The sequence below is a fragment of the Nocardia puris genome, assembly GCF_003315035.1.
GTDB classification, from domain to species: Bacteria; Actinomycetota; Actinomycetes; order Mycobacteriales; family Mycobacteriaceae; genus Nocardia; species Nocardia puris.
On sequence record NZ_QNRE01000007.1, the window covers coordinates 160,442 to 183,714 of the forward strand.

General features: G+C 70.3%; 16 protein-coding genes. 10 read left to right on the plus strand and 6 right to left on the minus strand.

The features are described from left to right. Window positions 1-4 precede the first annotated feature (4 nt). Entirely contained in the window at window positions 5-1,294 is a 1,290-nt protein-coding gene (locus DFR74_RS19475) for an MFS transporter (RefSeq protein ID WP_067506904.1), read from the minus strand. Beyond that, complete coding sequence (locus DFR74_RS37665; RefSeq protein ID WP_267465216.1) at window positions 1,272-1,397, minus strand: hypothetical protein; 126 nt, start codon at window positions 1,395-1,397, stop codon at window positions 1,272-1,274. The genes DFR74_RS19475 and DFR74_RS37665 overlap by 23 nt, the downstream gene beginning before the upstream one ends. 534 nt (window positions 1,398-1,931) lie before the next feature. On the opposite strand from DFR74_RS37665, the gene DFR74_RS19485 reads away from it, so the two are divergent. The 7 genes from DFR74_RS19485 (at window position 1,932) to DFR74_RS19515 (ending at window position 16,212) form a co-directional block, all read left to right on the plus strand. Next, window positions 1,932-8,324: a type I polyketide synthase gene (locus DFR74_RS19485; protein WP_067506895.1), complete on the plus strand. Its 6,393-nt coding sequence runs from the start codon at window positions 1,932-1,934 to the stop codon at window positions 8,322-8,324. Window positions 8,325-8,327: 3 nt separating this feature from the next. Beyond that, on the plus strand, window positions 8,328-9,737 hold the full coding sequence (locus tag DFR74_RS19490; protein WP_067506892.1) for an MFS transporter: 1,410 nt from the start codon (window positions 8,328-8,330) through the stop codon (window positions 9,735-9,737). Between the two features lie 49 nt (window positions 9,738-9,786). Further along, the gene (locus tag DFR74_RS19495) at window positions 9,787-11,184 is read left to right on the plus strand and encodes a condensation domain-containing protein (protein WP_067506889.1); all 1,398 of its coding nucleotides are present in this window, start codon (window positions 9,787-9,789) and stop codon (window positions 11,182-11,184) included. After that, complete coding sequence (locus tag DFR74_RS19500) at window positions 11,181-12,005, plus strand: ABC transporter ATP-binding protein (RefSeq protein ID WP_084537464.1); 825 nt, start codon at window positions 11,181-11,183, stop codon at window positions 12,003-12,005. Before DFR74_RS19495 ends, DFR74_RS19500 begins: the two co-directional genes overlap by 4 nt. Beyond that, a complete protein-coding gene (locus DFR74_RS19505; protein WP_067506887.1) occupies window positions 12,002-14,494 on the plus strand; it encodes an ABC transporter permease in 2,493 nt (830 codons plus the stop codon). Before DFR74_RS19500 ends, DFR74_RS19505 begins: the two co-directional genes overlap by 4 nt. A gap of 97 nt (window positions 14,495-14,591) precedes the next feature. Continuing rightward, window positions 14,592-15,827 (plus strand): MFS transporter, encoded by a 1,236-nt coding sequence (locus DFR74_RS19510; RefSeq protein ID WP_067506885.1) that lies wholly within the window; start codon window positions 14,592-14,594, stop codon window positions 15,825-15,827. Window positions 15,828-15,840: 13 nt separating this feature from the next. Further along, entirely contained in the window at window positions 15,841-16,212 is a 372-nt protein-coding gene (locus tag DFR74_RS19515) for an ArsR/SmtB family transcription factor (RefSeq protein WP_067506883.1), read from the plus strand. 202 nt (window positions 16,213-16,414) lie between these two features. Here the strand turns inward: DFR74_RS19515 and DFR74_RS19520 are convergent, their stop codons facing one another. Further along, entirely contained in the window at window positions 16,415-17,587 is a 1,173-nt protein-coding gene (locus DFR74_RS19520) for an MFS transporter (protein ID WP_084537463.1), read from the minus strand. A 54-nt stretch (window positions 17,588-17,641) separates the two neighbouring features. Then, on the minus strand, window positions 17,642-17,977 hold the full coding sequence (locus tag DFR74_RS19525; RefSeq protein WP_067506881.1) for a YciI family protein: 336 nt from the start codon (window positions 17,975-17,977) through the stop codon (window positions 17,642-17,644). 792 nt (window positions 17,978-18,769) lie between these two features. On the opposite strand from DFR74_RS19525, the gene DFR74_RS19530 reads away from it, so the two are divergent. From DFR74_RS19530 to DFR74_RS19540, 3 genes are read left to right on the plus strand one after another with little or no spacing between them, the layout of a single operon-like run. Continuing rightward, entirely contained in the window at window positions 18,770-19,630 is an 861-nt protein-coding gene (locus DFR74_RS19530) for an ABC transporter substrate-binding protein (RefSeq protein WP_228791500.1), read from the plus strand. A 3-nt stretch (window positions 19,631-19,633) separates the two neighbouring features. Next, window positions 19,634-20,587 carry an amino acid ABC transporter permease gene (locus DFR74_RS19535; protein WP_067506874.1) on the plus strand — a complete coding sequence of 318 codons (954 nt, stop codon included), beginning with the start codon at window positions 19,634-19,636 and terminating at the stop codon, window positions 20,585-20,587. 29 nt (window positions 20,588-20,616) lie between these two features. Then, window positions 20,617-21,369, plus strand: a complete 753-nt coding sequence (locus DFR74_RS19540) for an amino acid ABC transporter ATP-binding protein (RefSeq protein WP_170160778.1) — start codon at window positions 20,617-20,619, stop codon at window positions 21,367-21,369. A gap of 93 nt (window positions 21,370-21,462) precedes the next feature. Here DFR74_RS19540 and DFR74_RS19545 read toward each other — a convergent pair whose 3' ends face one another. Together DFR74_RS19545 and DFR74_RS19550 are read right to left on the minus strand one after the other, a co-directional pair. Next, window positions 21,463-21,996: a hypothetical protein gene (locus DFR74_RS19545; RefSeq protein ID WP_067506869.1), complete on the minus strand. Its 534-nt coding sequence runs from the start codon at window positions 21,994-21,996 to the stop codon at window positions 21,463-21,465. 320 nt (window positions 21,997-22,316) lie between these two features. Continuing rightward, complete coding sequence (locus DFR74_RS19550; RefSeq protein WP_067506866.1) at window positions 22,317-23,231, minus strand: LysR family transcriptional regulator; 915 nt, start codon at window positions 23,229-23,231, stop codon at window positions 22,317-22,319. Window positions 23,232-23,273 lie beyond the last annotated feature (42 nt).

Genomic DNA, 23,273 nt, shown 5'->3' on the forward strand with positions numbered 1-23,273 from the left:
AACCTCAGTCGCCCGGCCCGACTCCGGAACGGTCCCGCGTATCCGAACCAACACTGGTCGCCGACAGTTCGCGCGTGCGCCGATCGCAGGCCAGGATGACGCCGGCGACGAGTATGGGCAGCGCCGCGACGGCGAAACCCCAGGCCACGGACCACTGCAACACCAGTCCGAGGAGTGCGATCGACACCGGCTCGAACACGGCGCGCGGTAGGGCCAGCAGTGAACTGACGCGGGCCAGGAGGTGGGGTGGGCTGGTGGTCTGGATGAAGGTGGGCAGCGCGACGTCCGAGCTGTAGGCGACGCCCACGCCGAGCGGAATCAGCAGCGCGGACGCCCACCAGACGTCGTCCACCTGGCCCAGCAGGATGAAGACCACGCCCTCGGCGAGTGTCATGCCGATGATGAGCAGCCCCCAGCGCTGCGGCAGTCCGGTGATGGCGGCGGCCATCGCGCCGATGAGTTGGCCTGCGCCCCAGGATGATACGAGAATCGACAGCCCCAGCGCCGAGGATCCCAAGGACAGCGCGAGCGTCGGCAGGCCCACCGCGAACAGGCCGGAGTAACTCAGCGTCGCCGCGGAGACGACCAGCAACACCATGCGCACGCTGTGGCTGTCCCACGCGTGTTTCAACCCTTCGAGGAGATGGCCCGCGACACCGGCATGCACCGCGACGAGGGCCGCGCGGCGCGGGATGACCAGGCAGGTCGCCGCCGCGATCCCGAACGTCACCGAGTTGACCAGCATGGCCGTGCCCGCCCCGTACACCGTGGTGAGCACCCCGCCGATGAGCGGCCCCACCAGGAACGACACCTGCTCCACCATGCTCTGGATCGCGTTGCCGCGCGCGAAGTCCGCGGGCTTCAGCAACTGCGGCAGCACCGACTCGGTCGCCGGGGTGGCGAACGCTCCCGCCACGCCCATCAGCACCGACAGCACGTAGAGGTGCCACAGACTCCAGCTGCCGGTCAGCACCGGCACCGCGACGGCGGCCATCGCGACGGCCCGCGCAACGTTGCAGACGAGCAGGACGAACCGGGGCGAGCGCCGATCGGTGACCGAACCGCCGAGCAGAAGCAGCGCGCCGCGCGGAACCGCCTGCGCCACAAGGATTCCGGTCAGCGCCGCCACCGACCCGGTCTCCTGCACGACCAACCAGGCCAGCGAGATCGCGAACGCCGCGTCCCCGATCTGCGAAAGCCCTTCGCCCCCCATGACGGTGAGGAAACGGCGGTTGCGCAGCGGCGGCGCCGAGTCGTGCGCGCCGACCGCCCTATCGGGAGTCGGTGACGCCATGGCGGATGTGGATGTCGTGTCCTTCGAACGGGTGCGCCTCGGCGCCGCCCACATCGGCGACGGAGCCGTCGGAGGAGGTGACGCTGGAGAACGCACTGCCCATCTCGGGTCCTTCCTGGATATTCCCGACAGCACACAGCACGGTCGGCGATACGTCCACTCTGGCGCCGACGCACGGGCGGAACAATGCCCATCCATCGTGGATTCATGCCCGTTCGTTCAGGCGCGCGATCGTTCCCGCAGCGTTCGCCCGGGTGGTCGGCACCGGGGCGCAGGGTGCCAGGCGCCGGGGCGCCATACCTCTCGAACAGCGCTTCTCGTGACGGGTGCCAGCCTGTCCGCCGCCCCTTTGTGATCCCCTCTCCTACCTCGAAATCCCCTCTCACCACCACCTTTTGTAGTCGCACACAGATTCCTTCCACCCCCTCTGTGCACTGACGGAGTCTTCCTTCCGGGTGCCCTCTCGAGCCCGATCTCTGTGGATACGATCGCCGCCAGCCTGTGCGAGACAGTGTCGTCAAGGGGGCTGGGGCGGTGTCGGCCCCGGCGAGCGCCCCGCGTTCGGGTCTCACCTGTCGGGCCGCTGTCGCGCACAGAAAGAAGGCCCGTGGCGGCCCATCGAAGTTCGGAGGAATTCATGTCGGACATCGCGATTGTCGGGATCGGATGTCGCTTCGCCGGCGGGATCGAATCGCCGGAGTCGTTCTGGCGATTCGTGGTCGACAAGCGGGATGCCGTGGTGGACATTCCGGCCGAGCGCTGGGACTACCGCCGCTACTACGACCCCGACAAGCGCACCCCCGGCCGCGCCTACACCAAACGCGGCGCGTTCCTCACGGTCGATCCGTGGGAGTTCGACCCCGACTTCTTCGGCATGTCCCCGCGCGAGGCCACCCAGCTCGACCCCCAGCAGCGGCTGCTGCTCGAGGTGGCGTGGGAGGCGCTCGACGACGCGGGCGCGGCGAACCGGGCGGCGGGCGCGCGGGTCGGCGTCTACGTGGGCGGTTTCATCGTGGACCAGGCGGTGGTCGGGGTCATCGGCCCGGCGCTGGCGCACGCCGATATGCACACCGCGGCGAGCGCCAGCTACACGATGCTGTCGAACCGGATCGCGTTCGCGCTCAACCTCACCGGGCCCGCCCTGACCGTCGACACGGCCTGCTCGTCGTCTCTGGTGGCGCTGGATCTGGCCTGTCAGGCGCTGGATCGCGGCGACTGTGAGACCGCGCTGGCGGGCGGTGTGAACGTCATGCTCCAGCCGGAGACGTTCGTGATGATGTGCAAGGGCGGGTTCCTCGCCGCCGACGGCCGGTGCAAGTCGTTCGACGCCACCGGCGACGGGTACGGCCGCGGTGAGGGCGCGGGCATGGTGGTGCTCAAACGCCTGGCCGACGCCGAACGCGACGGCGACCGCGTCTACGCGGTGATCAAGGCGACCGGCACCAACCAGGACGGCCGCACCACCGCCATCACCGTCCCGAACGGCGATTCGCAGGAATCCTTGGCGCGCAGCGTGTGTGAGCGCGCGGGCATCCGGGCGGACGCGATCACCTACGTCGAGGCGCACGGCACCGGCACCCTGGTGGGCGACCCGATCGAACTGCGTGCGCTCGGCCGCGTCTACGGCGCCGCGAGCGGACGGACCGCCTCCCTCGGTGTCGGCTCGCTGAAGGCCACGCTCGGGCACACCGAGGCGGCGGCGGGCGTCGCCGGAGTCATCAAGTCCGCCTTGGCGATTCACCACCGCACGATTCCGCCGCAGGGCTGGTTCTGCGAACCGAACCCCGACATCCCCTTCGCCGAGCTGGGATTGCACGTCCAGCTGGACCCCGAACAGCTCCCGGCCGAGGCCGCCCCGATGACCGTCGCCGTCAACGGTTTCGGCTACGGCGGCACGAACGCGCACGCGATCCTCCAGGAGTACCGCTCGGAACCTGTTGCGGCGGAGCGGAAAAGCATCCACCTCGGCATCCTCCCGGTCTCCGGACGCGCCGCGCCCGCCGTCCGCGCGATGGCCGGCGAGCTGGCCGACCTGATCGAGGGCGGCGCCGACCCGGACCGTCTCGCCGAAGCGATGTGGGTGCGCGCCGCCCACCACCCGTTCCGCACCGGCGTCCCGCTCGGCGACGACCTGGTGGCCGAGCTGCGCCGCTACGCGGGCGGCGAGGGGCGCGAGGCGGTGCGCACGGTCGCCGCTCGTGGCAAGGAGCCGGTGTTCGTGTTCTCCGGTATGGGCCCGCAGTGGTGGGGCATGGCACGCGAATTGCTCACGGCCGACGGAACGTTCGCGGCGACAGCGCGGCGTGTCGACGCGGAGTTCCAGCGCGTGGCGGGGTGGTCGATCATCGCGGAACTGCTGCGCCCCGAGGAGGAATCGCGGGTGGCCGCGACCGAGGTCGCTCAGCCGGCGAACTTCCTCGTCCAGGTCGCGCTGACCAGCGAACTCGCCGAGCTCGGCATCGTCCCCGCGGCGGTCGTCGGGCACAGCGTCGGGGAGGTGTCGGCGGCCTACGTCACCGGCATGCTCTCGCTCGAGGACGCGGTGCGGGTGGCCTACCACCGGTCCCGGTTGCAGGCCACCACGGCGGGGTCCGGCGGCATGCTGGCCGCGGGCATCTCGGTCGCGCAGGCTCGCGAACTGATCGGCGACGACCCGTCGGTCGACATCGCCGCCGTCAACAGCCCCACCTCCCTCACCCTCGCCGGTGACGGGAACCGACTGGACGACATCGCCGAAAAGCTCACCGAGGACGGCGTTTTCGCCCGCCGACTGCGCGTCGAGGTGCCGTATCACAGCAACCTCATGGACCCCATTCTCGGCGAATTGCGCACGGCCCTGGCGGATCTCGCGCCACAAACCCCCACGCTGCCGCTGTGGTCGACGGTCACCGGCGGGCATGTCGCCACCGGCTGGGACGCCGAGTACTGGTGCTCGAACGTGCGTCAGCCGGTGCGTTTCGCCGACGCCGTCACCGATCTGATCGCCGCGGGCAGCCGGGTCTTCCTGGAGGTCGGCCCGCACCCCGTGCTGTCGGGCAATATCCGCGAGATGCTGCTCGGCGCCGACGTGCACGGCACCACGGTCGCGACCCTCGACCGCAAGCAGGACGACACGCTGAGCCTGCGCAAGACCGTCATCGGCCTCTACGCGGCGGGCGTCCTCGACACCGGCACGCTGTTCCCCGCGGGCGCGCCCACCCCGCCGCACGTGCCGCTGCCGCGCTACCCCTGGCAGCGCACCGCGCTGCGGTCGACCCAGCCGCTGTTCGAGCAGGCGCGCCTGGGCACGCCGGGTGGTTTCGCGATGCTCGGTGATCCCGACGTGGAGGGCAGGCCGGAGTGGGTGCTCCAGGTCGGCACCGAACTGCTGCCCTGGCTGGCCGACCACGTGGTGGCCGGGGCGCGGATCATGCCGGGCGCGGCGTATCTGGACGCGGCGCTGAGCGCGGCCGCGAGCCGGATGGCGGCCAAGAGCGTCGCGCTGGAACAGGTCCGGTTCGTGGCGCCACTGGTCATGAGCGGTCCGGACGTGCCCGTCCTGGCGTTCTCCGTAGAGGAGTCCAGCGGCCGGTTCCTACTGCGGTCGCGGTCGGCGACCGGGACGGTGTGGACCGTCCACGCCACCGGGCGGCTGCTCGCCGGTGCCTACGAATCCTCGAAAGTGGCGGTGCCCGAGCTGGATTCGCCCATCGAGTTCGAGCCCGCCCTGTTCTACGGCGCGCTCGCCTCGCGCGGCCTCCAGTACGGCCCGTCCTTCCAGCGGGTCACGTCGGTCCGGGCCGGTGCGGACCTCGTGGTCGCGACGGTGGACGGGACCATCGCCGCCGAGTCGGGCCACCTCGCCCACCCGGCCGTGGTGGACGCCGCGATGCAGACGGTGGCGATGCTCTTCGCCGCCGACGGCGTCGCCGAAGGCCCCGTCGTCCCGGTGGCCGTCGCCTCGGTGCGCCTGCTGGCCGCGCTGCCGGAGCGGATCACGGTGATCGCGCGCCGCGACGAGTCGGTCCGGCTCACCGCCGAGGTCGAATTGCTCGACGACGACGGCAATCTCGTCATGCAGCTGCTGGGTGTGCAACTCGGCGCGCTGAATCCGGGCCAGAGCCCGCTGCACCGCATGGCCGACTTCTACTACGCCGACACCATGGAGCGCGCCGAGGCCATCGACCCCGCCGCCCTCGCCGACGTGCCGCCCGCCGCGACGGTGTTCGTCGCGCTCAACGAGCGCGGCGGTGAACGCGCCGACCGGCTCTCGGCTGTCGTCGCGAACTCGGTGGTGGTGCGCGGCGCGGACGTGGCGGCCGACCTGACGCCGGTGCTGCGCGCCGCCGCGGCCACGGCCCCGGGACGCATCCACGTCTGTGTGGTCGCGGGCACCGTCGAGGACGACCTCGCGGACCTCTGGACGCTCAAGCGGATCGCGGTCGCGGTCGATGAGTTCGAGGAGGCCGTCACCGTCGAAAACGCCGACGCGCCAGTGGCTCTCGGTGAGGGACTGTGCCACGTCACGCTGGTGACCGAGGGCGCGTTCACCCTGCCGGACAGCCCTGTCGCACCCGCGGCCGCGCAGGCGGCGCTGGCCGGTGCGCGCCGTGTGCTGCTCAACGAGCAGACCCGCCTGCGCTGGCGGCTCATCGACGTGGACGCCGCCACCTCGCTCGCCGAGCTGGCGACCGAACTGTCGGTGCCCGGCGCGTTCTCCCACGACAACGCCGACGAGGTGCTGCTGCGCGGCGGCGAGCGCTGGGTGCCCCTCGTCACGGCGCCGCTGGCCGAGCGCATCGAACAGCTCGACGCCGTCGAATCGCTGACCGACCCGGAGGTGAACTTCGAGCTGGAGGTGCCGCGCACCAGGCTGCTGTCGGGGCTGGCGTGGCGGCGGTGCGCGCGCCGCGACCCCGGGCCGGGCGAGGTCGAGGTGCGGATGCGGGTGATCGGGCTGAACTACAAGGACCCGCTGAAAGTCATGGGCCTGCTCGGGGAGCGCGAACTCGCGGAGACGTTCTTCGGCACCTCGCCGGGCATGGAGGGGGTCGGCGAGGTGGTGCGGTTCGGCGCGGACGTGACCGATGTCGAACCGGGCGATCTGGTGGCCGTGGCCGCCCGCGGCATGATGGGCCGCTATCGCGTGGTCGACCGCAGTCGGCTGATCCCGCTGCCGAAGGGCGTCGACCCCGCACTCTGCACCAGCACAACGGCTTTCGGCACCGCCGAGTACGCCCTGCTGGACCTGGCGCGGGTGCGGCCTGACGAGACGGTGCTGATCCACGGCGCGGCCGGCGGTGTCGGTTCGGCGGCCATCCAGGTCGCGACCGTGGCGGGCGCCCGCATCATCGGCACCGCCAGCACGCCCGAACGGCGCGCGCACATCCTCGAACTCGGCGCCCACCACGCCCTGAACTCGCGGTCGCTGAACTTCGCCGACGACGTGCTCGCCCTCACCGAGGGCAAGGGCGTCGACGTGGTGATCAGCACCGCGCCGGGGGAGATCCTGCGCCAGAACTTCAAGGCCGTCACCGAATTCGGCCGCATCGTGGAGGTCGGCAAGGCCGACGTCTACACCGGCGGGCTGCTGGAACTGGCCAACTTCGACAAGAACCTCGCCTACTTCTCCGTCGATCTGGACCGCATGTGCGCGGTGCGGCCGGCGCAGCTGGCCGAGCTGCTGGGCCGCGTCTACGGCAAGTTCGGCGACGGCGTCTACACGCCGTTGCCCTACGAGCTGTTCGAAACCCACGAGGTGGCCAAGGCCTTCGACGAGGTGATCCGCTCCACCAGGATCGGGCGCATCGCCATCGACATGGGATCGCCCTCCACGCCGGTGCGTCCGGAACTGCCGGAGGTCGAGATCGACGCGGCCGGAACCTATCTCATCACCGGCGGATTCGGCGGGTTCGGAATGGCCACCGGGCGTTGGCTGATCGCGAAGGGGGCGCGGCGGCTGGTGCTGGTGGGTCGCGGTGGCGCGGCCGACGAGGCGACGCGGCGCCAGCTCGAGGCGTGGCGGACCCTGGGCGTCGAAGTGGTCGAGGAGCGCGCCGACGTGGCCGATAGCGTCGCCGTGGCCGCCCTCGTCGACCGCGCGCACCGCCCCGACCGGCCGCTGCGCGGCATCTTCCACGCGGCGGGCGCGGTGGCCGACAACCGGATCGCCGAGATGGACCTCGACCAGCTGACCAAGGTGTACCGGCCGAAGGTGCACGGCGCGCTCGCCCTGCGCCGGGCCGTGGCCGAGGCGGGCATCGATCTGGACCTGTTCGTGCTGTACTCCTCCGGCGGCTCGATGTTCGGCATCTTCGGCCAGTACAACTACAGCGCCGCGAACGTGGCGGTGGAGGCACTGGCCGAGCGGTGGTCGCGCGAGGGCCTGCGCACCGTGTGCATAGGCTGGGGACACATGTCCGGCGCCACGGGCGGTATGGCGGCCGACGAGAAGGTGGCCAAGTATCTCCAGGTCGCGGGCTTCGCGCCGATCGACATGGCCGAGGGCACCGCGTATCTGGAGCAGACGCTGCGCCTGGGCGTCACCCGCGCCGCGATCATCCCGACCGACTGGTCCGCGCTCACCGCCGCCTTCCCGCAACTGGCGCGCACCGGACGGCTCACCGCGCTGGTGGCGGCGTCGGTGGCGGACAACTCGGCACTGGCGAAGATGAAGGCCGAGCTGGCGGCGCTGGACGAGGGCAAACGCGGGCAGGCCGTGGCCAGGATGATGGCCGAGGAGCTGGCCGTGGTCATGGGCGTCACCCCGGACTCGATCGACCTCACCATCCCCGTGCCCGAACTCGGCCTGGACTCACTGATGGCGGTGGAACTCGGTGCGCGCGTGACGAAGTCGCTCGGCGTCGACCTCATGTCCTTGCAGATGGGGCGCTCGTTCAGCCTGGAACAGGCGGGCCCCAAGGTGGCCGAGCTGATCCTCGCCACCGAGGACCGTCCCGGCGCGATCGCGACCTCCCGCAGCGGCATCGTGCCGCAACCGCAAGCGGCGGAACCGGAACCGCAGGCCGCGCCGGAACCGGTCGGGGTGTAGGCGGTGGCTCAGGTCGGCGCGCCCGCCCGGAGCACCGGCGAACTGGGGGCCTGGCTGGCCTTCGCCGGCTGCCTCATCGGCGTGTTCATGCAGATGATCGACGTGACGATCGTCAATGTCGCGCTGCCGGACATCACCGCCGAGCTCGGGGCGTCGCGCGCCCAGCAACTGCTGGTCATCTCGGGGTACTCGCTGGCGTTCGCGTGCACCCTGCTCCCGGCGGCGCGGCTCGGCGCGCTGACGGGCCGCCGGGTGATGTTCCTGGCGTCGGTGCTCGCGTTCACGGCCGCGTCCGTGTGGTGCGGAATCGCGGACGGGGCAACGGAACTGGTGGTGGCGCGCGTCGTGCAGGGGGTGGCGGGCGCGGGGATGGCGGCGCAGACCATCGCCATCCTCACCGCGAGTTTCCCCCGGGAACGGCACCCCTTGGTGTTCGCGCTGTACGGCGCGTGCGCGGGGTTCGCGGGCATGCTCGGCCCCCTGCTCGGCGGTTTGCTGATCAGCGCCGACTTGTTCGGTCTCGGATGGCACGTCATCTTCCTGATGAACGTCCCGCTCGGGGTGGCCGCCTTCGCCCTGGCATGGCGGTATCTGCGCATCGGGAAGCCCGATGTGCGTGGACGATTCGATGTGCGCGGCGCGGTGCTCTCGGCGATGGGATTGTTCCTGTTGCTGTTCGCGCTGGCCGAGGTGCACAACCGGGGTTGGCGGCTCGACCTCGTCGCGATGATGGCGGTAGCGGTGGCGATCGGGGCGGGGTTCCTGGTCTCTCAGCGCCGCCTGTTCCAGCGCGACGGCAGTGCGCTGGTGCGGCTGGATCTGTTCGCCGACAAGGGGTTCCGCATCGGTTCGGTCCTGGTGGCGGTGTTCTTCGGCTTGTTCACCGCGTTCGTGTTCGCGGTGTCGATCACCATGCAGGACATCCTGGACTGGTCGCCGCTGCGCACGGGCCTGTCCATGACGCCGTTCGCGCTGGGTGCGGGCGCGGGTGCGCTGGCGTCACCGTTCCTGGTGCCGCGCTTCGGGATTCGCGCGCTCGCGTTCGGCATGGCGCTGTTCTCCGGCTGTATCGGGTCGGGCGCGGTGTATCTGTGGCTGACCTCGGGCGTGGTGAACCCGCTCGTCGCGATCGGTCCGGTGGTGGCGTCCGGATTCGGCGTCGGGCTGTTCGGCGTGCAGTTGCAGCCGATCATGCTGTCGGGCCTGGATCTGGACCGGATGGGGGAGGCGTCGGGCGTGCTGCCCACCGTCGAGCAGATCGGCAACGCGGTCGGGCTGGCCGCGCTCACCGCCGTGTTCTTCCGCGCGCACACCCTGGACGGGGCGGTGGTGATGCTGGCCGCCGTCGCGGCCGTGGCGTTGTGTCTGGCCGTCGCGACGCTCACGCTGCCCGAGCCGTCGCACCGTCCGTGACTTCCGCCGGGCACCGGCGCCCGGCACCCCGCGAACGAAGGAACTACCAGTGGTCGACTACGGACTGATCGATGAGTGGAATCCGGCGCCCGGCCGATTGGTGAGCTGGGCGGCCTCGCCCGAATCCCTGCGGCGCGCCGCGCACGCGCCCGCCCACCCCGTGCCGCCCTCGCACCAGCAGGAGGTGTATCTGCAAGCGGCGCACCGCAATGCGGCCGCAGACTTCCGATTCTCCGGATTGTGCGTGGTGACCGCCGAAGTGCCCGCCGCGCTCGACCGGGACGCCATGACGCGCGCGGTGCGCCGATTCCTGTTGCGCCACGACACCTTCCGCAGCTGGTTCGCGATCGAGGACGGCCGGGTGGTGCGGCACGTCGTCGAGCCGGAGGTGCTCGACTTCGTCCCGACCGATCACGGCGAGGTGGACAACGCGGAGGCGGTGCGCCAGCACGTGCAGAAGCAGACGCCGGGGCCGTTCCAATGGGACTGCTTCACGTTCGGCGTCCTCGAGCACGAGGAGTCGTCCACGGTGTACCTCGCGGTCGACCACCTGCACACCGACGGTGTGGCGCAATACATCTCGTGCTACGAGCTGGCCCACCTCTACGCCCACGAGGTGGGCGCGGAACCGGGGCCCATGCCCGAACCCGCGAGCCATCTCGAGTACTGTGCGCGCGAACGCGAGCAGTCGGCGCGGCTGTCCCTCGCGTCCCCGGGCGTGCGGCGGTGGCTGGAGCTGGTCCGCGGCAACGACGGTGTGCTGCCTTCGTTTCCGCTGGATCTGGGCAAGCGCAGCGACGGCTACACCAGGGGCGCGCACCTCACCGTGCCGCTGCTCGACGCCGAGGAGTCCGAGCGATTCGAGCAGCTGTGCACCGAGCGCGGCGCGGCGTTCGTGGGCGGCGTGTTCGCGGCGGCGGCGATGGTGGAGCGGGCGGTGGCCCGGCGCGACTACTACTTCTGCATGACGCCCATCAGCGCGCGATCCTCGGTGGCGGAACTGATCTCTGTGGGCTGGTACGCGACGCTGGTGCCGGTGGCGTTCCCCGTAGGCGCGACAGCGGATTTCGGGCGGCTCGTGCGCAGCGCGCAGCGCGCGTACGACAGCGGAATGCGGTTGACGGGGGTGTCGTTCCATCGGGTGCTCGAGCTGGTGCCGCCCGATGTGGGAATCGACGTGGAGCCCGGTTGGTCGACGCCGATGATCTCCTACGTCGACGCGCGCGATTTCGCGGGCAACGAATACTTCGACATGGTGAACGGCGGCATCTACGGCAACCGGGCGGCCTCGGAGGAGGTGCTGATCTGGGTGAACCGGCTGCCGGGCGGCACGTCGCTGAGCGTCATCCACCCCGACACCCCCGTCGCGCACGAATCCGTGCGCACCTACGTCACGACGCTGCGGTCGATCATGGTGGACGCCGTGCGCGGAGCGACCGCCCCGTGACACGGCCCGCGATCGAACTGGCCGATGTCGTCAAGGAATATCGCATCGGCGCGGGCGTCGTGCGCGCGCTCGACGGCGTGACGTTGCGCATCGAGGCGGGGTGCTTCGCCGCGATCACCGGACCGTCGGGGTCCGGGAAGAGCACGCTGCTGCACCTGCTGGGCGCCCTGGACTCGCCCGGCGCGGGAACGGTCACGGTGGCGGGGGAGCGGATCGACGGGCGCGACGAGCGGTGGCTCTCCGAATTCCGCAGGACGCGCGTGGGTTTCGTCTTCCAGTTCTTCAATCTGGTGCCGTCGCTCTCGGCGTGGGAGAACGTCGCCGTCCCCGCGCTGCTGGGCGGCACGCCGCTGCGCCGGGCGAAACCCCGTGCGCGGCACCTGCTCGACCGCGTCGGCCTCGCCGACCGCGCGCGCCACCGCCCCGCCGAACTGTCGGGCGGGCAGATGCAGCGCGTCGCGATCGCGCGCGCCCTGATGATGGATCCGGCGGTGATCCTCGCCGACGAACCCACCGGAAACCTCGACTCCGCCTCGGGCGCCGCGATTCTCGACCTGCTCCGCGGACTCGCCGACGACGGCGCGGCCGTGGTGATGGTGACCCACGACGGCGACGCGGCGAGAGGATGCGACCGGGTGATCACATTGCGGGACGGGAGAATCGCGGCGCGAACGGAGGAGAGTCCCGGCGGCGAGCACTCGATCCGGCCGGAGCCCGAGGCGCGTGCCGGGCGAGCCGCCGAACACGCCGCGCGGGAAGACCCGGGAGATTCGACCCGCACCCTGCGCGACAGGTCGTCCGAACAGGTCGTCTCCCCGTGATCCGAGCGGGTTGGGACAGGTGGCGGCTGTTCACGTTCGGTGAACTGATCGCCCACCCCGCGCGCTCGGCCCTCTCGACGGCGGTGCTGGCGCTCTCCTGCGCGCTGCTCGTCGCCGTGCTCAGCATGGCGGGCTCGGTCACCGGGTCGGTCGCGGCCCTGACCGACGCGATCGGGGGTGACGCGTCGCTGGAGGTCACCGGCGTCACCGAGAGCGGATTCGATCAGGACCTCCTGCGCGAGGTCTCGGACGTGCCCGGCGTCCGGGCCGCGGTGCCGATGCTGCGCACCCGGATCGGCCCGTCCGACCAGCGCGCGCTGCTGGTCGGCGCGGACGCGCGGGTGGCGGCGCTCGGCGGCGACCTCGACGGCGCGCTCGGCGGCACGGGCGCGAACCTGCTGACCGTGCCCGACGGCGTGGTGGTCGGCGCGGCACTGGGCAGGCGACCAGGCGAGCGGTTTCCTCTGGGGCACACCACCGTAACGGTCGCGGGGGTGCTCGACGACGCGGCGTCGAAGGACCTCAACAGCGGCTACATCGTCCTCGCGCTGCTCCCCGTGGCGCAGAAGATCGCCGGGCGCGCGGGCTCTCTCGACTCGATCCAGATCGTCACCGACCCCGGCGCGGACGCGGCGCGCGTGCGCGCGGACCTCACCGCCGTAGTCGACGGCCGCGCGGTCGTCGCCGACCCGAGCCTGCGCGCGCTCCAGGCGAGCGGATCGATCCGGGTGGTCGAGTACTCGACCATCATGGCCGCCGCCGCGGCCCTGGTGGTGTCGAGCTTCCTCGTCTACAACGTGATGAGCATGGCTGTGGCGCAACGCAGGCCGGTGCTGTCGCTGTTGCGGGCGGTCGGTGGACGCCGAAACGCCTTGGTGCGCGACCTCATCGCCGAAGCCGTCCTGATCGGCATGCTCGGCGGCGTGCTCGGCGCGCTGCTCGGCGTCTTCCTCGGCCGCTTCGCCATCGACGGCATTCCGACGGCGATGATCGCGGCGGCCGAGGTGCGCCCGCGCTATATGGTTCCGCCGCATGCGATTCCGGCGGGGATCGTGTCCTGCGTGCTGGCGAGTGTCGCCGCGACGGTGCTGGCCGCGCGCCAGGTCTATCGCGTGGAACCGGTGGAAGCGCTCGCGCCGGTGGCGGGTTCGCGCGTACCCCCGGTCGGTCCGGTCGCGAAGGGCTTCGCACTGGCGGGCGGTGTGGTGATGCTCGCTGGTGCGGTGTATCTGACTTACGCGGGGGTGGGCCAACTTTCGGTCGCGACGATCGCACTGTCCATCGCCGGAGCCATCTGCCTGTGCTTCGCGGGGATGCGACCGATGGTCCGGCTGGCGGCGGCGACCACGGGATTGTGCGGATCGGCCGGTGCGCTGGGCGCGACCACCGTGCACCGCGCGCCGCGGCGGGTGTGGGCCACCGCCATGACGGTGATGATCGCGGTCACCGCCACCGTCGCCGTGGGGGGCGCGTCGCGCAACCTGGTCGACTCCGCGGCGGATTCGTTCGGGGCGCTCGGCGGGCGCGACGCCTATGTCAGCCCGGCCACGCTCGCCGAATTTCCCACGGGCCCGGTGCTTCCCGCCGGTCTGAAAGACCGGCTGCGGGCGGTTCCCGGTGTGCGCGAGGTCACTTCGGCGCAGATGGCCTTCGCCACGCTCGGCCGCGACCGCGTTCTGCTGCAGGCGTTCGAGGCCGGGCTGCCCGCGGTGGGCGTGGGCGAACTCGCGCCGTGGGTGGTGCGGCGAATGGCCTCCGGCGAAGGCGTGGTGCTCTCCCGCGACGTCGCCGATCGGCTGTCCGCCGACATCGGCACGCTGATCGACCTGCCGACGCCGACCGGCGTGCACCGCGTGCGCGTCCTCGCCATCGTCCCCTACTTCTCCGCGGTGTCGGGCATCGTGCTGCTCGACCTCGACATCCTGCGCGACTGGTTCCAGCGGCCGGGGGAGACGATCCTCGGCCTCGCGTTCGCCCCGGACGCCGACCCGGCCGTCGTACTGGAGGAGATCCGCCGCACGGTGCCGCCCGGTCTCCAGGTCGAGACCGGCGCGGGCGCGGTGCGCGCCGTCACCGACGGGGTGCGGCAGGGCACCGCGCTCTCCGGCGCGATCCTCTGGATCGTGGTCCTGGTCGCGACCGCCGCCCTGCTCAACACCGCGATGCTGTCCATGCTGGAGCGCCGGCGCGAACTCGGCGTCCTGCGCGCGATGGGGGCCGCGCGCGGGTTCCTGCTGCGCACCGTGCTCGCCGAATCGGCGGGGATCGCGGTGTCCGGGGCCGCTGTGGGGCTCGTGACGGGCGCGGTCATCCAGCATCTGGCCACCACCGCCATGGGCCAGGCCATGACCCTGGACGTGGCCTACGAGCCGAGCCCGATCCAACTCGGCTACGCCCTCGCGGCCCTGCTCCTGGCCCTGGCGGGGTCGGTGCCGCCCGCCCTGCACGCCGCTCGCCTGCCGGTCGTGGAGGCCATCGCCCTGGACTGAGCCGGATAACGAGAAGGATCGGCCCTGATATGTGCGCACGTGCGCACGTAAAGTCGTATAGTGGTGGCGCCCTGTCGAATAAGGGAGGGATGCGGTCGTGCTGGATGTACTGCGGAATCGGACGTTCCGGAAGTTGTTCGCCGCCCAGGTCGTCGCGCTGGTCGGCACCGGGCTGCTAGCCGTCGCACTGGGCTTGCTGGCCTACGACCTGGCCGGGGGCTCGGCCGGGGCGGTCCTGGGAACCGCGCTCGCGATCAAGATGGGGGCGTACGTGGGGCTCGCCCCGGTGATCGCGGTCGTGGTCGCCGGTCTGCCGAAGCGGGCGGTGCTGGTGGGGGCCGATGTGGCGCGAGCGACCGTGGCGCTCCTGCTCCCGTGGGTCTCGGAGGTTTGGCAGATCTACGTGCTGGTGTTGATCCTGCAGTCGGCCTCGGCCACCTTCACGCCCGCTTTCCAGTCGTTGATCCCGTCGGTGCTGACCGACGAGCACCAGTACACGCGCGGCCTGTCACTCTCGCGCCTCGCCTACGACCTGGAGGCGGTGCTCTCGCCCCTGCTGGCGGCGGTGGCGCTGCTGTTCGTCAGCTACTCGGCGTTGTTCGCGGGCACCGTCGCCGGATTCGTCGGGTCGGCACTGCTGGTGCTGGGCACCTCGCTGCCCGCGCTGCCACCACCGGATCGGTCGCGACCGTTCCTCACGCGAGTTATGCAGGGCGCCAAGGTGATGTGGGAGCGGCCGGTGCTGCGTTCTTTGCTCGCAATGAATCTCGCAGTCGCGGCGGCGACCGGCGCGGTGGTCGTCAACACCGTGGTGTATGTGCGAGACCTGTTGGGGAGCAACGATATCGGCGTCGCCATAGCCCTCGGCTGCTTCGGCGCGGGTTCGATGGCGGTGGCACTGACCCTCCCGCGCCTGCTCACCCAGGTCCCCGATCGCGTGCTGATGCTCGGCGGCTGCGCGGTCGCCTCCCTCGGACTGGCGGCGTTGAGTGTGCTGTTGTTCGCCGATCCCGGGCGCGGCAACGGTTGGCTGGTGCTCGGCGTGACGTGGTTGGTGCTGGGGGCCGGGACATCCCTGGTCAACACGCCGACGGCGCGATTGCTGCGCTACCGGACCGACGAATCGGAGCGCTCTTCGGTGTTCACCACCCAGTTCTCCCTGTCGCACGCCTGCTACCTGCTCACCTACCCCCTCGCGGGATGGGCGGGCGCGCGACTCGGGCACGTCGCGGCGGCGGTCGCGCTCACCCTCCTGGCTACACTGGCATGGATCACAGCCACCCGCCTGTGGCCGGCGCGCCTACCCGCCACCCAGGCCGCGACGACCGGATGAGAGGTGACGGGCGATGCCCGAGCGCGCAGCCTCCGACCCCGCAGGCGCCCCCGCGAGCCTCGCCCACGTCCACACCCCCGACGACGCCCGCCTGGCCGTCGCCACCAGCATCTTCCAGATGCTCTCCGACCCCACCCGCCTCCACCTCCTCTGGCTGCTCACCCACGGCGAATCCGACGTCACCGCTCTCACCGAAGCCTGCGGCGCCTCCCGCACCGCCGTCAGCCAACATCTGGCCAAACTCCGCTTCACCGGCCTGGTCGACGCCCGCAAAGAGGGCCGCCACGTGATCTACCGCCTCCGCGGCGGCCACGTAACCCGCCTGGTCCGCGAAGGACTGAGCCACGCCGACCACATTGTCACCGGCGAACCACCCCACGAGTGAACCGGATCGGGGGTGATCGTTTCGACGAAAAGTGAAGGAAATTCGCCGCTTCGGCCCGGAAACACCCAGGTCAATCAGTGGTGCTCCCCGCGCACGCGGGGATGAGCATCCCCGCAAGTGCCCAAGTCTGACTCCACCTCACCGGCTGACTTCATCTGGCCTGCGCAGTCGGCGCTCTTCCAGACCGTGTCGCGAGAAGCCCTCATGCCGTGGGCGTCCTGGACAACGTCGAGTCGGCAACGGTCGGTGGGTTGTCGGCGGAGTCGGCGGATACCAACTGCTCCAACTCCGCGCGCCGGAATCCCATTGCGGTGGTGATCATTCCGGCGATAGCGAGCACGGCGATGGCGGTGAAGGCGGTGTGGAACCCGGGGAGGCCGGTTCCGGACACGAGCACGGTGGATACGGCGGCGACGCCGGCTGCCGCGCCGATCTCGCGCACGGTTTCGACAAGGCCCGAGGCCAGTCCCGACTCCGAGGCGGAGACGCCGGAGAGGGCGACGATTTGCAGGGAGGGGACGCACAATCCGAAGCCGAGGCCCGCGAGAAGGAACGCCGGCAGGAGATGGGTGGTGTAGGAGGCGTCGGCGGGGAGTTGGGTCAGCCAGAGCATGCCGGTCGCCAGAAGAGACAGGCCGGTGATCAGCAGGGGGCGGATGCCCAGGCGGGTGGCGAGGCGGCCCGCAGTGGCGGCGGCCGCGAATTCTGTTGTGGTAGTGGCCAACCAGGCCAGTCCGGCCTGGCTCGGTGTGTAGCCGAGCTGCTGCTGCATGAGCAACGACCCGAGGAAGATGAAGGCAAAGAACGCGCCGAACGCCAGGAAGTTCGTCAGGTTCGCCGTGACCAGGGGGCGGTGTCGCACGGTCGCGAGGGGGACGAGCGGTGCCGGTGAGCGCGCTTCGATCCGCACGAACGCCACCAGCAGGCCGGCGGCCGTGAGGAACCACCCCAGCGTGGAGACGGCGAGCCAGCCGTGGGTGGCGGCGTGGTGCAGCGCGTAGACGGACATCAGGAGTCCACCGGTGACAGTCGTCGCGCCCGCGACATCGAGACGCGCTGGACCTTCGCGGGGCCGATCGGCGACCACGTGGATCGCGGCGAGCGTGATGAGCAACAGGCCCACGGGGATATTGATGAGGAACGCCCAGCGCCAGCCGGGACCGTCGGCGATCAGACCGCCGGCGACCACGCCGACCGTGCCCGCCACGCCGCCCACGGCTCCGAAGATGCCGAGTGCGCGGATGCGGTGCTTGCCTTCGGGGAAGGTCACGGCCAGCAGTGACAGCGCGGCCGGTGCCGTGAGCGCGCCACCCAGGCCCTGAAGTGCGCGGGCGGTTCTGCCCCACCTACGAACGAAGTCGCACCGGATCGACATCGATCCGAGAAGAATCTTCGGCCGACAGCCTCGGTCAGGTTCCGGCGTTCGGTCTCACTCCCACACGGGACGGACCTCGACGCACCCGCGTTGCGCGTAGGGATGGCGGGCCGCGATGGCGAGCGCCTCGTCCAGATTCGCGCACTCGATGATGTCGACGCCGCCGACGAAATCCTTGGTCTCCGCGAACGGCCCGTCGGACACCAGCGTTTCCCCGTCCCGGACCCGGACCGTCCTGGCCTCCGCCACCGGACGCAACCGTGCGCCCGCCAGACTGGTCCCCCGGCGATCCACCTCGTCGTCGTACGCCTTGAACGCCGGGTCCGCCGTGATCTCCTCCATACTCGGCGACGCGGTCTCGTCGTCACAGATCAGCAAGACATATTTCATGGACCCACTATGCGCCTGACGGGGGGAGGGATGAGGGCGTTGTGAACATGAAGGGGTACAGCGAGTCATCAGCTGGGTCCGTTGCCTTTCGGCACCCGAGCGGAGGTGAGGTGATCGTCGAAAGTGCAGGTAGAGTGGTGGTCCGGCTCGAAACCACAGGTAGATCAGGGGCTCCCCGCTCTCGCGGGGATGAGCCCGTGGACTTGGTCTCCGCCTACAAGGCCCTGCCGTGCTCCCCGCGCATGCGGGGATGGTTCCGTCGCCGACTACGTCGGCGTGTGATTACCGTTTGGCAGGACAGTTCGGTGAGCCCTGGATCGCCATGTCCGCGAGGGCATGCCGTACCCGGGACTTCCGAGCCGACGACAAACAACTCGGGGACGGCGCTGTCATCGCAGTCCACTCGGCCACGCCCGACCTCCCGTCCACGCGGACGCCACTGTCCGAACGCGCCCGTGCTGGAATGTTGCTGCGGCAGTGGGGGAGTCGTCGCGCCGACCGTCTCCGACCTGCTGCGCCCCACGTGCCCCGCACCGCCTCCACCCACCCCACACCCAACGTGACCAGCGAATATACCCACCCCCCGTGTGCTAGGGTGTCGCGCCGGTGGTCGGGTTGCTGTGCGCGGTGGCGGGATTACGGATCGGATTAATCTTCGGTTACTGTCCAGCGCCGGGTGGCGTGGTCGCTTAGATTGCCAAACGGGTGGTGACACCCGGGTTTCCCTTATCCGAAATGTGGAGGGCTGCTGTGTCTGTTCGATCCGTGCTTGGCAGGCGTGCCCTGCAGGCGATGTGTGCGCTCGCCGGTGGCGCACTCGTCCTGACGGGGTGTACCAATACCGAGGAAACCGGGACGGAAGCGGAGAAGGTTCAGGTCGACAAGGTCGACACCATCGCCGCGCAGTTGCCGGACAAGATCGCGCAGGCCGGCAAGCTGGTGGTCGGCGTGAATGTGCCCTACCAGCCGAACGAGTACAAGGATGCGAGCGGCAAGATCGTCGGGTTCGACGTGGACCTGATGGACGCCGTGGCCGATGTCCTCGGTATCGAGGCCGAGTACGTCGAGTCGGCGTTCGAGAAGATCATCCCCGCCGTGCAGGCCGGGACCTACGACGTGGGCATGTCGTCGATCACCGACACCAAGGAGCGCGAGGAGCAGGTCGACTTCACCACCTACTTCAGCGCCGGTATCCAGTGGGCGCAGCCGGTCGGCAAGCCGATCGACCCGAACGACGCCTGCGGCAAGAAGGTCGCCGTCCAGGCCACCACCATCGAGCACACCGACGAGGTGCCCGCCAAGAGCGCCGAATGCGTCGCGCAGGGCAAGCCGCCGATCGACATCAAGGCGTTCGAGGAGCAGTCCGCCGCCACCAACGCGCTGGTGCTCGGCCAGGTGGACGCCATGTCCGCCGACTCCCCGGTGACCGCCTACGCCATCAAGCAGAGCGACGGCAAGATCGAGCCCGCAGGCCCGGTCTTCGATTCCGCCCCCTACGGCTGGGCCGTCGCCAAGGGCAGCCCGCTGTCCGCCGCCCTGCAGGCCGCGGTGAACCACCTCATCCAGAACGGCCAGTACCGCGAGATCACCGAGGCGTGGGGCGTGCAGGAAGGTGGCATCACCGAATCCGTCATCAACGGAGCCGTGAGCTGACACATGCCCGATCTGGAGAAGTCCGCCGCGCCCGGTGATCCCGGGCGCGGCGCCGCGCCGAGCGAGCCGGAACCCATCAAGGCGGTCCCGCTGCGCAAACCGGGCCGCTGGATCGCGGCGGCCGCCATCCTCGTCCTGCTGGGCCTGTTCATCTACGGCGCCGCCACCAACCCGGCCTACCAGTGGGACACCTACGCCCGCTACCTGTTCGACAGCCGCATCCTGTCCGGCGCGGTGGTCACCCTCGAGCTGACCGTGCTCGCCATGGCGATCGCCATCGCGCTGGGCACGGTGCTGGCGGTGATGCGCCTGTCGCCGAACCCGGTGCTGCGCGCCACCGCGTGGGTGTATCTGTGGATCTTCCGCGGCACACCGGTGTTCGTGCAGTTGGTGTTCTGGGGACTGTTCCCGTCGATCTACCGGCAGATCCAGCTGGGCGTGCCGTTCGGACCCCAGTTCTTCGAACTCGACGTGCAGGGTTTGCAGGCGGCGTTCACGTTCGCCGTGATCGGCCTGGGCCTCAACGAGGCCGCGTACATGGCCGAAATCGTGCGCGCCGGCATCAATTCCGTGGGTGAGGGGCAGCGGGAGGCGTCGGTCGCGCTGGGCATGTCCTGGTCGCAGACCATGCGCCGCACCGTGCTGCCGCAGGCCATGCGGGTGATCATCCCGCCCACCGGCAACGAGCTGATCGGCATGCTGAAGACCACGTCGCTGGTGACGGCGATCCCGCTGAGCACCGACCTCTACGGCCGCGCCCGCGACATCTACGGCGTGAACTTCCAGCCGATCCCGCTGCTGCTGGTCACCGCCACCTGGTACCTGGCCATCACCAGCGTGCTCATGGTGGGCCAGTACTACCTGGAGCGGCACTACTCGCGCGGCGTCTCCCGCCAGCTCACCGCGAAACAGTTGCAGGAGCTGGCCGACGCGCAGAGTGTGGTGAAGGCGAAATGACCGTGGCGAAGGACGAAGCCGCGCCGCCGATGATCGTCGCGGACCGGGTATGCAAGAACTTCGGTGCGCTGCAAGTGCTCAAGGGCATCTCGCTGGAGGTGGCGCGCGGGGAGGTGCTGTGCCTGATCGGCCCGTCCGGGTCGGGCAAGTCGACATTCCTGCGCTGCATCAACCACCTCGAGCAGGTCAACGCGGGCCGGCTCTACGTGGACGGCGACCTGGTCGGCTACCGCCAGAAGGGCGACAAGCTCTACGAGCTGCACCCGCGCGACGCGGCCAAACAGCGCCGCGACATCGGCATGGTGTTCCAGCACTTCAACCTGTTCCCGCACCGCACGGCGCTGGAGAACATCATCGAGGCGCCCACCCAGGTGAAGAAGGTGCGCAAGGCCGACGCGGTCGCGCGCGCCAAGGAACTGCTCGACCGGGTAGGCATGGGCGACAAGGCGAACGCCTATCCGGCGCAGCTGTCCGGCGGGCAGCAGCAGCGGGTGGCGATCGCGCGGGCGCTGGCCATGGACCCCAAGCTGATGCTGTTCGACGAGCCCACCTCGGCGCTGGACCCCGAACTCGTCGGCGAGGTGCTGGCGGTCATGCGGGAGCTGGCGGGCACCGGCATGACGATGGTCGTGGTGACCCACGAGATGGGTTTCGCGCGCGAGGTGGCCGACCAGCTGGTGTTCATGGACGGCGGCGTCGTCGTGGAGGCGGGTGTCCCGCGCGAGGTGCTGGCGGACCCGAAACACGAACGCACGAAAGCGTTCCTGTCGCGACTGCTCTGAGCGCGCAGGCGAAGGCCGGGCGACCCGAGGGGTGCCCGGCCTTCGTTCTGGGGTGGGTGACGGTCGCGCCGTCACCGGAACTGTCGCCGTCGATCACGGGCCGGGGATGAAGAAGAAACCGACCGTCGCACCGATGGCCGCACCGACAGCGCAGCCGACGAACGCGCCGACGATGAAGAACCAAATGCCGATCGCGGCGCCGATGACGCAGCCGATACCGGCGGCCACACCGATGGTGACGGGTCCGCCCGCCTCGTGCACGCCGGGCATATCCTGCGACATCACGGCCGCGGGGCTGGGCCCACCGACCGGGGTGAGGGTCAGGACGGTGCCGGAGGCGTCGATCCTGGGCGCTACCGCGTGTGCGTCGATGCGCAGCGGGATGGCGCCGATGAAGGTGCCGTCTTCGGCGACGACCGCGACCGCGTCGGGTGCGGGCACGAACTTGCCGGAGGCGAGCGTCACTTCCATGCTCGAGTGGTCCGCCGCGAAGCTGGTGGTGTAGGCGACGGGGCCGTCCTGGCCGCTGAAGCCCGCGAGCGTCCCTTGGCCGTGGCCGGTGGCCGCGGCGATGCCGGTGGCGGCTACCGCTATGAAGGCGGCCGCTACCAATTTCCTGATGAACATTGCACTTCCAATCCTTGCCGAATTCCATGACGTTCCCCCGACGAACGGCACCGGATAAGAATTATGATGCTCCTCGGGAATGGTGGATGTCCACACCGATGGGAGGGAATTCTGCAATACCGACCGGAGGTTGGTTGAAGCCCCCAACCAGGGGATGGAGAGTGCGCTGACAAGTGTACTGAACAGTGTCTTTGCTGGTGAATCGGGCCGCATATTTCGTGAAAACGATACCGGTTGTTTCCGCCGGGCGCGACATTTCCGGTAAGTGGAGTTCGTTACTCCGCAGTATATTCGGAGAGGGGTTGTTCTGGTCTTTTGATCTATTGTTCCGAGTCGCTCGATCCGTTTCCGAGGGCGAGCCGCAATTGCCCGAGAAGGACCTTCGTGGCGGGCGCCGGTGTGCGGTCGGTGCGCCACACCAGCGCGAGCCTGCCGCGCAGCGCCGGCCGCTCGATGGGCACCACCCGCACGCCGTGCGCGGCCGCCTCCGAACCGGTGAGGCCGGGCACCACGGCGACGCCGAGGCCGTGGGCGGCCAGCCGCAGCAGCAGCGGGGGCGCGGCCGCCTCGAACGCCACCTGAGGCTCGAAACCGGCGGCGGCACAGGCGAGTTCGAGCACGCCGCGCACCCCGGAGCCGCGCGGCAGGCAGATCAGCGGGCGATCGCGCAACTCGGCGAGCGCGACGGAATCACCGAGCTCGGGGTCGCCCGCGGCGACGGCGGCGACGACCGGCGTGTCCAGGACGATCTGCGCGCCCAGCCCGGCGCCGGACTCCGCGCCGGTCAGGCCGACGACCGCGATGTCGAGCTCGCCGCGATCGAGCGCGGCCAGCATCCGTTCGGACGTGTCCTCGACGAGGCTGATCGCGACGGCGGGATGGTCGGTGTGGAAGGCGGCGAGCACGGCGGCCACGTCGAACTCCTCGCCGGCCGCACCGGAGATCAGGCCGACGCGCACGTGGCCGCGCAGCAGTCCGGTGAACTCGGCGACCACGCCCGCGACGCGGTCGGTGGCGGCCAGCGCCGCCCACGCGTGCGGCAGCACCGCCGCGCCGACCTCGGTGAGCGTCACCGTCCGGCCGCCGCGATCGAGCAGCGGCTGGCCGAGTTCGCGTTCGAGCTGCCGGATCTGGGCGCTCAACCCCGGCTGGGCCAGGTGCAGGCGGGCGGCGGCGCGGGTGAAGTTCCCCTCCTCCGCGACGGTGACGAAGTAGCGCAGCTGCCGCAGTTCCATAACCAATGATTCTAGATCCGAGAAAAACTATCTGTTGTACTT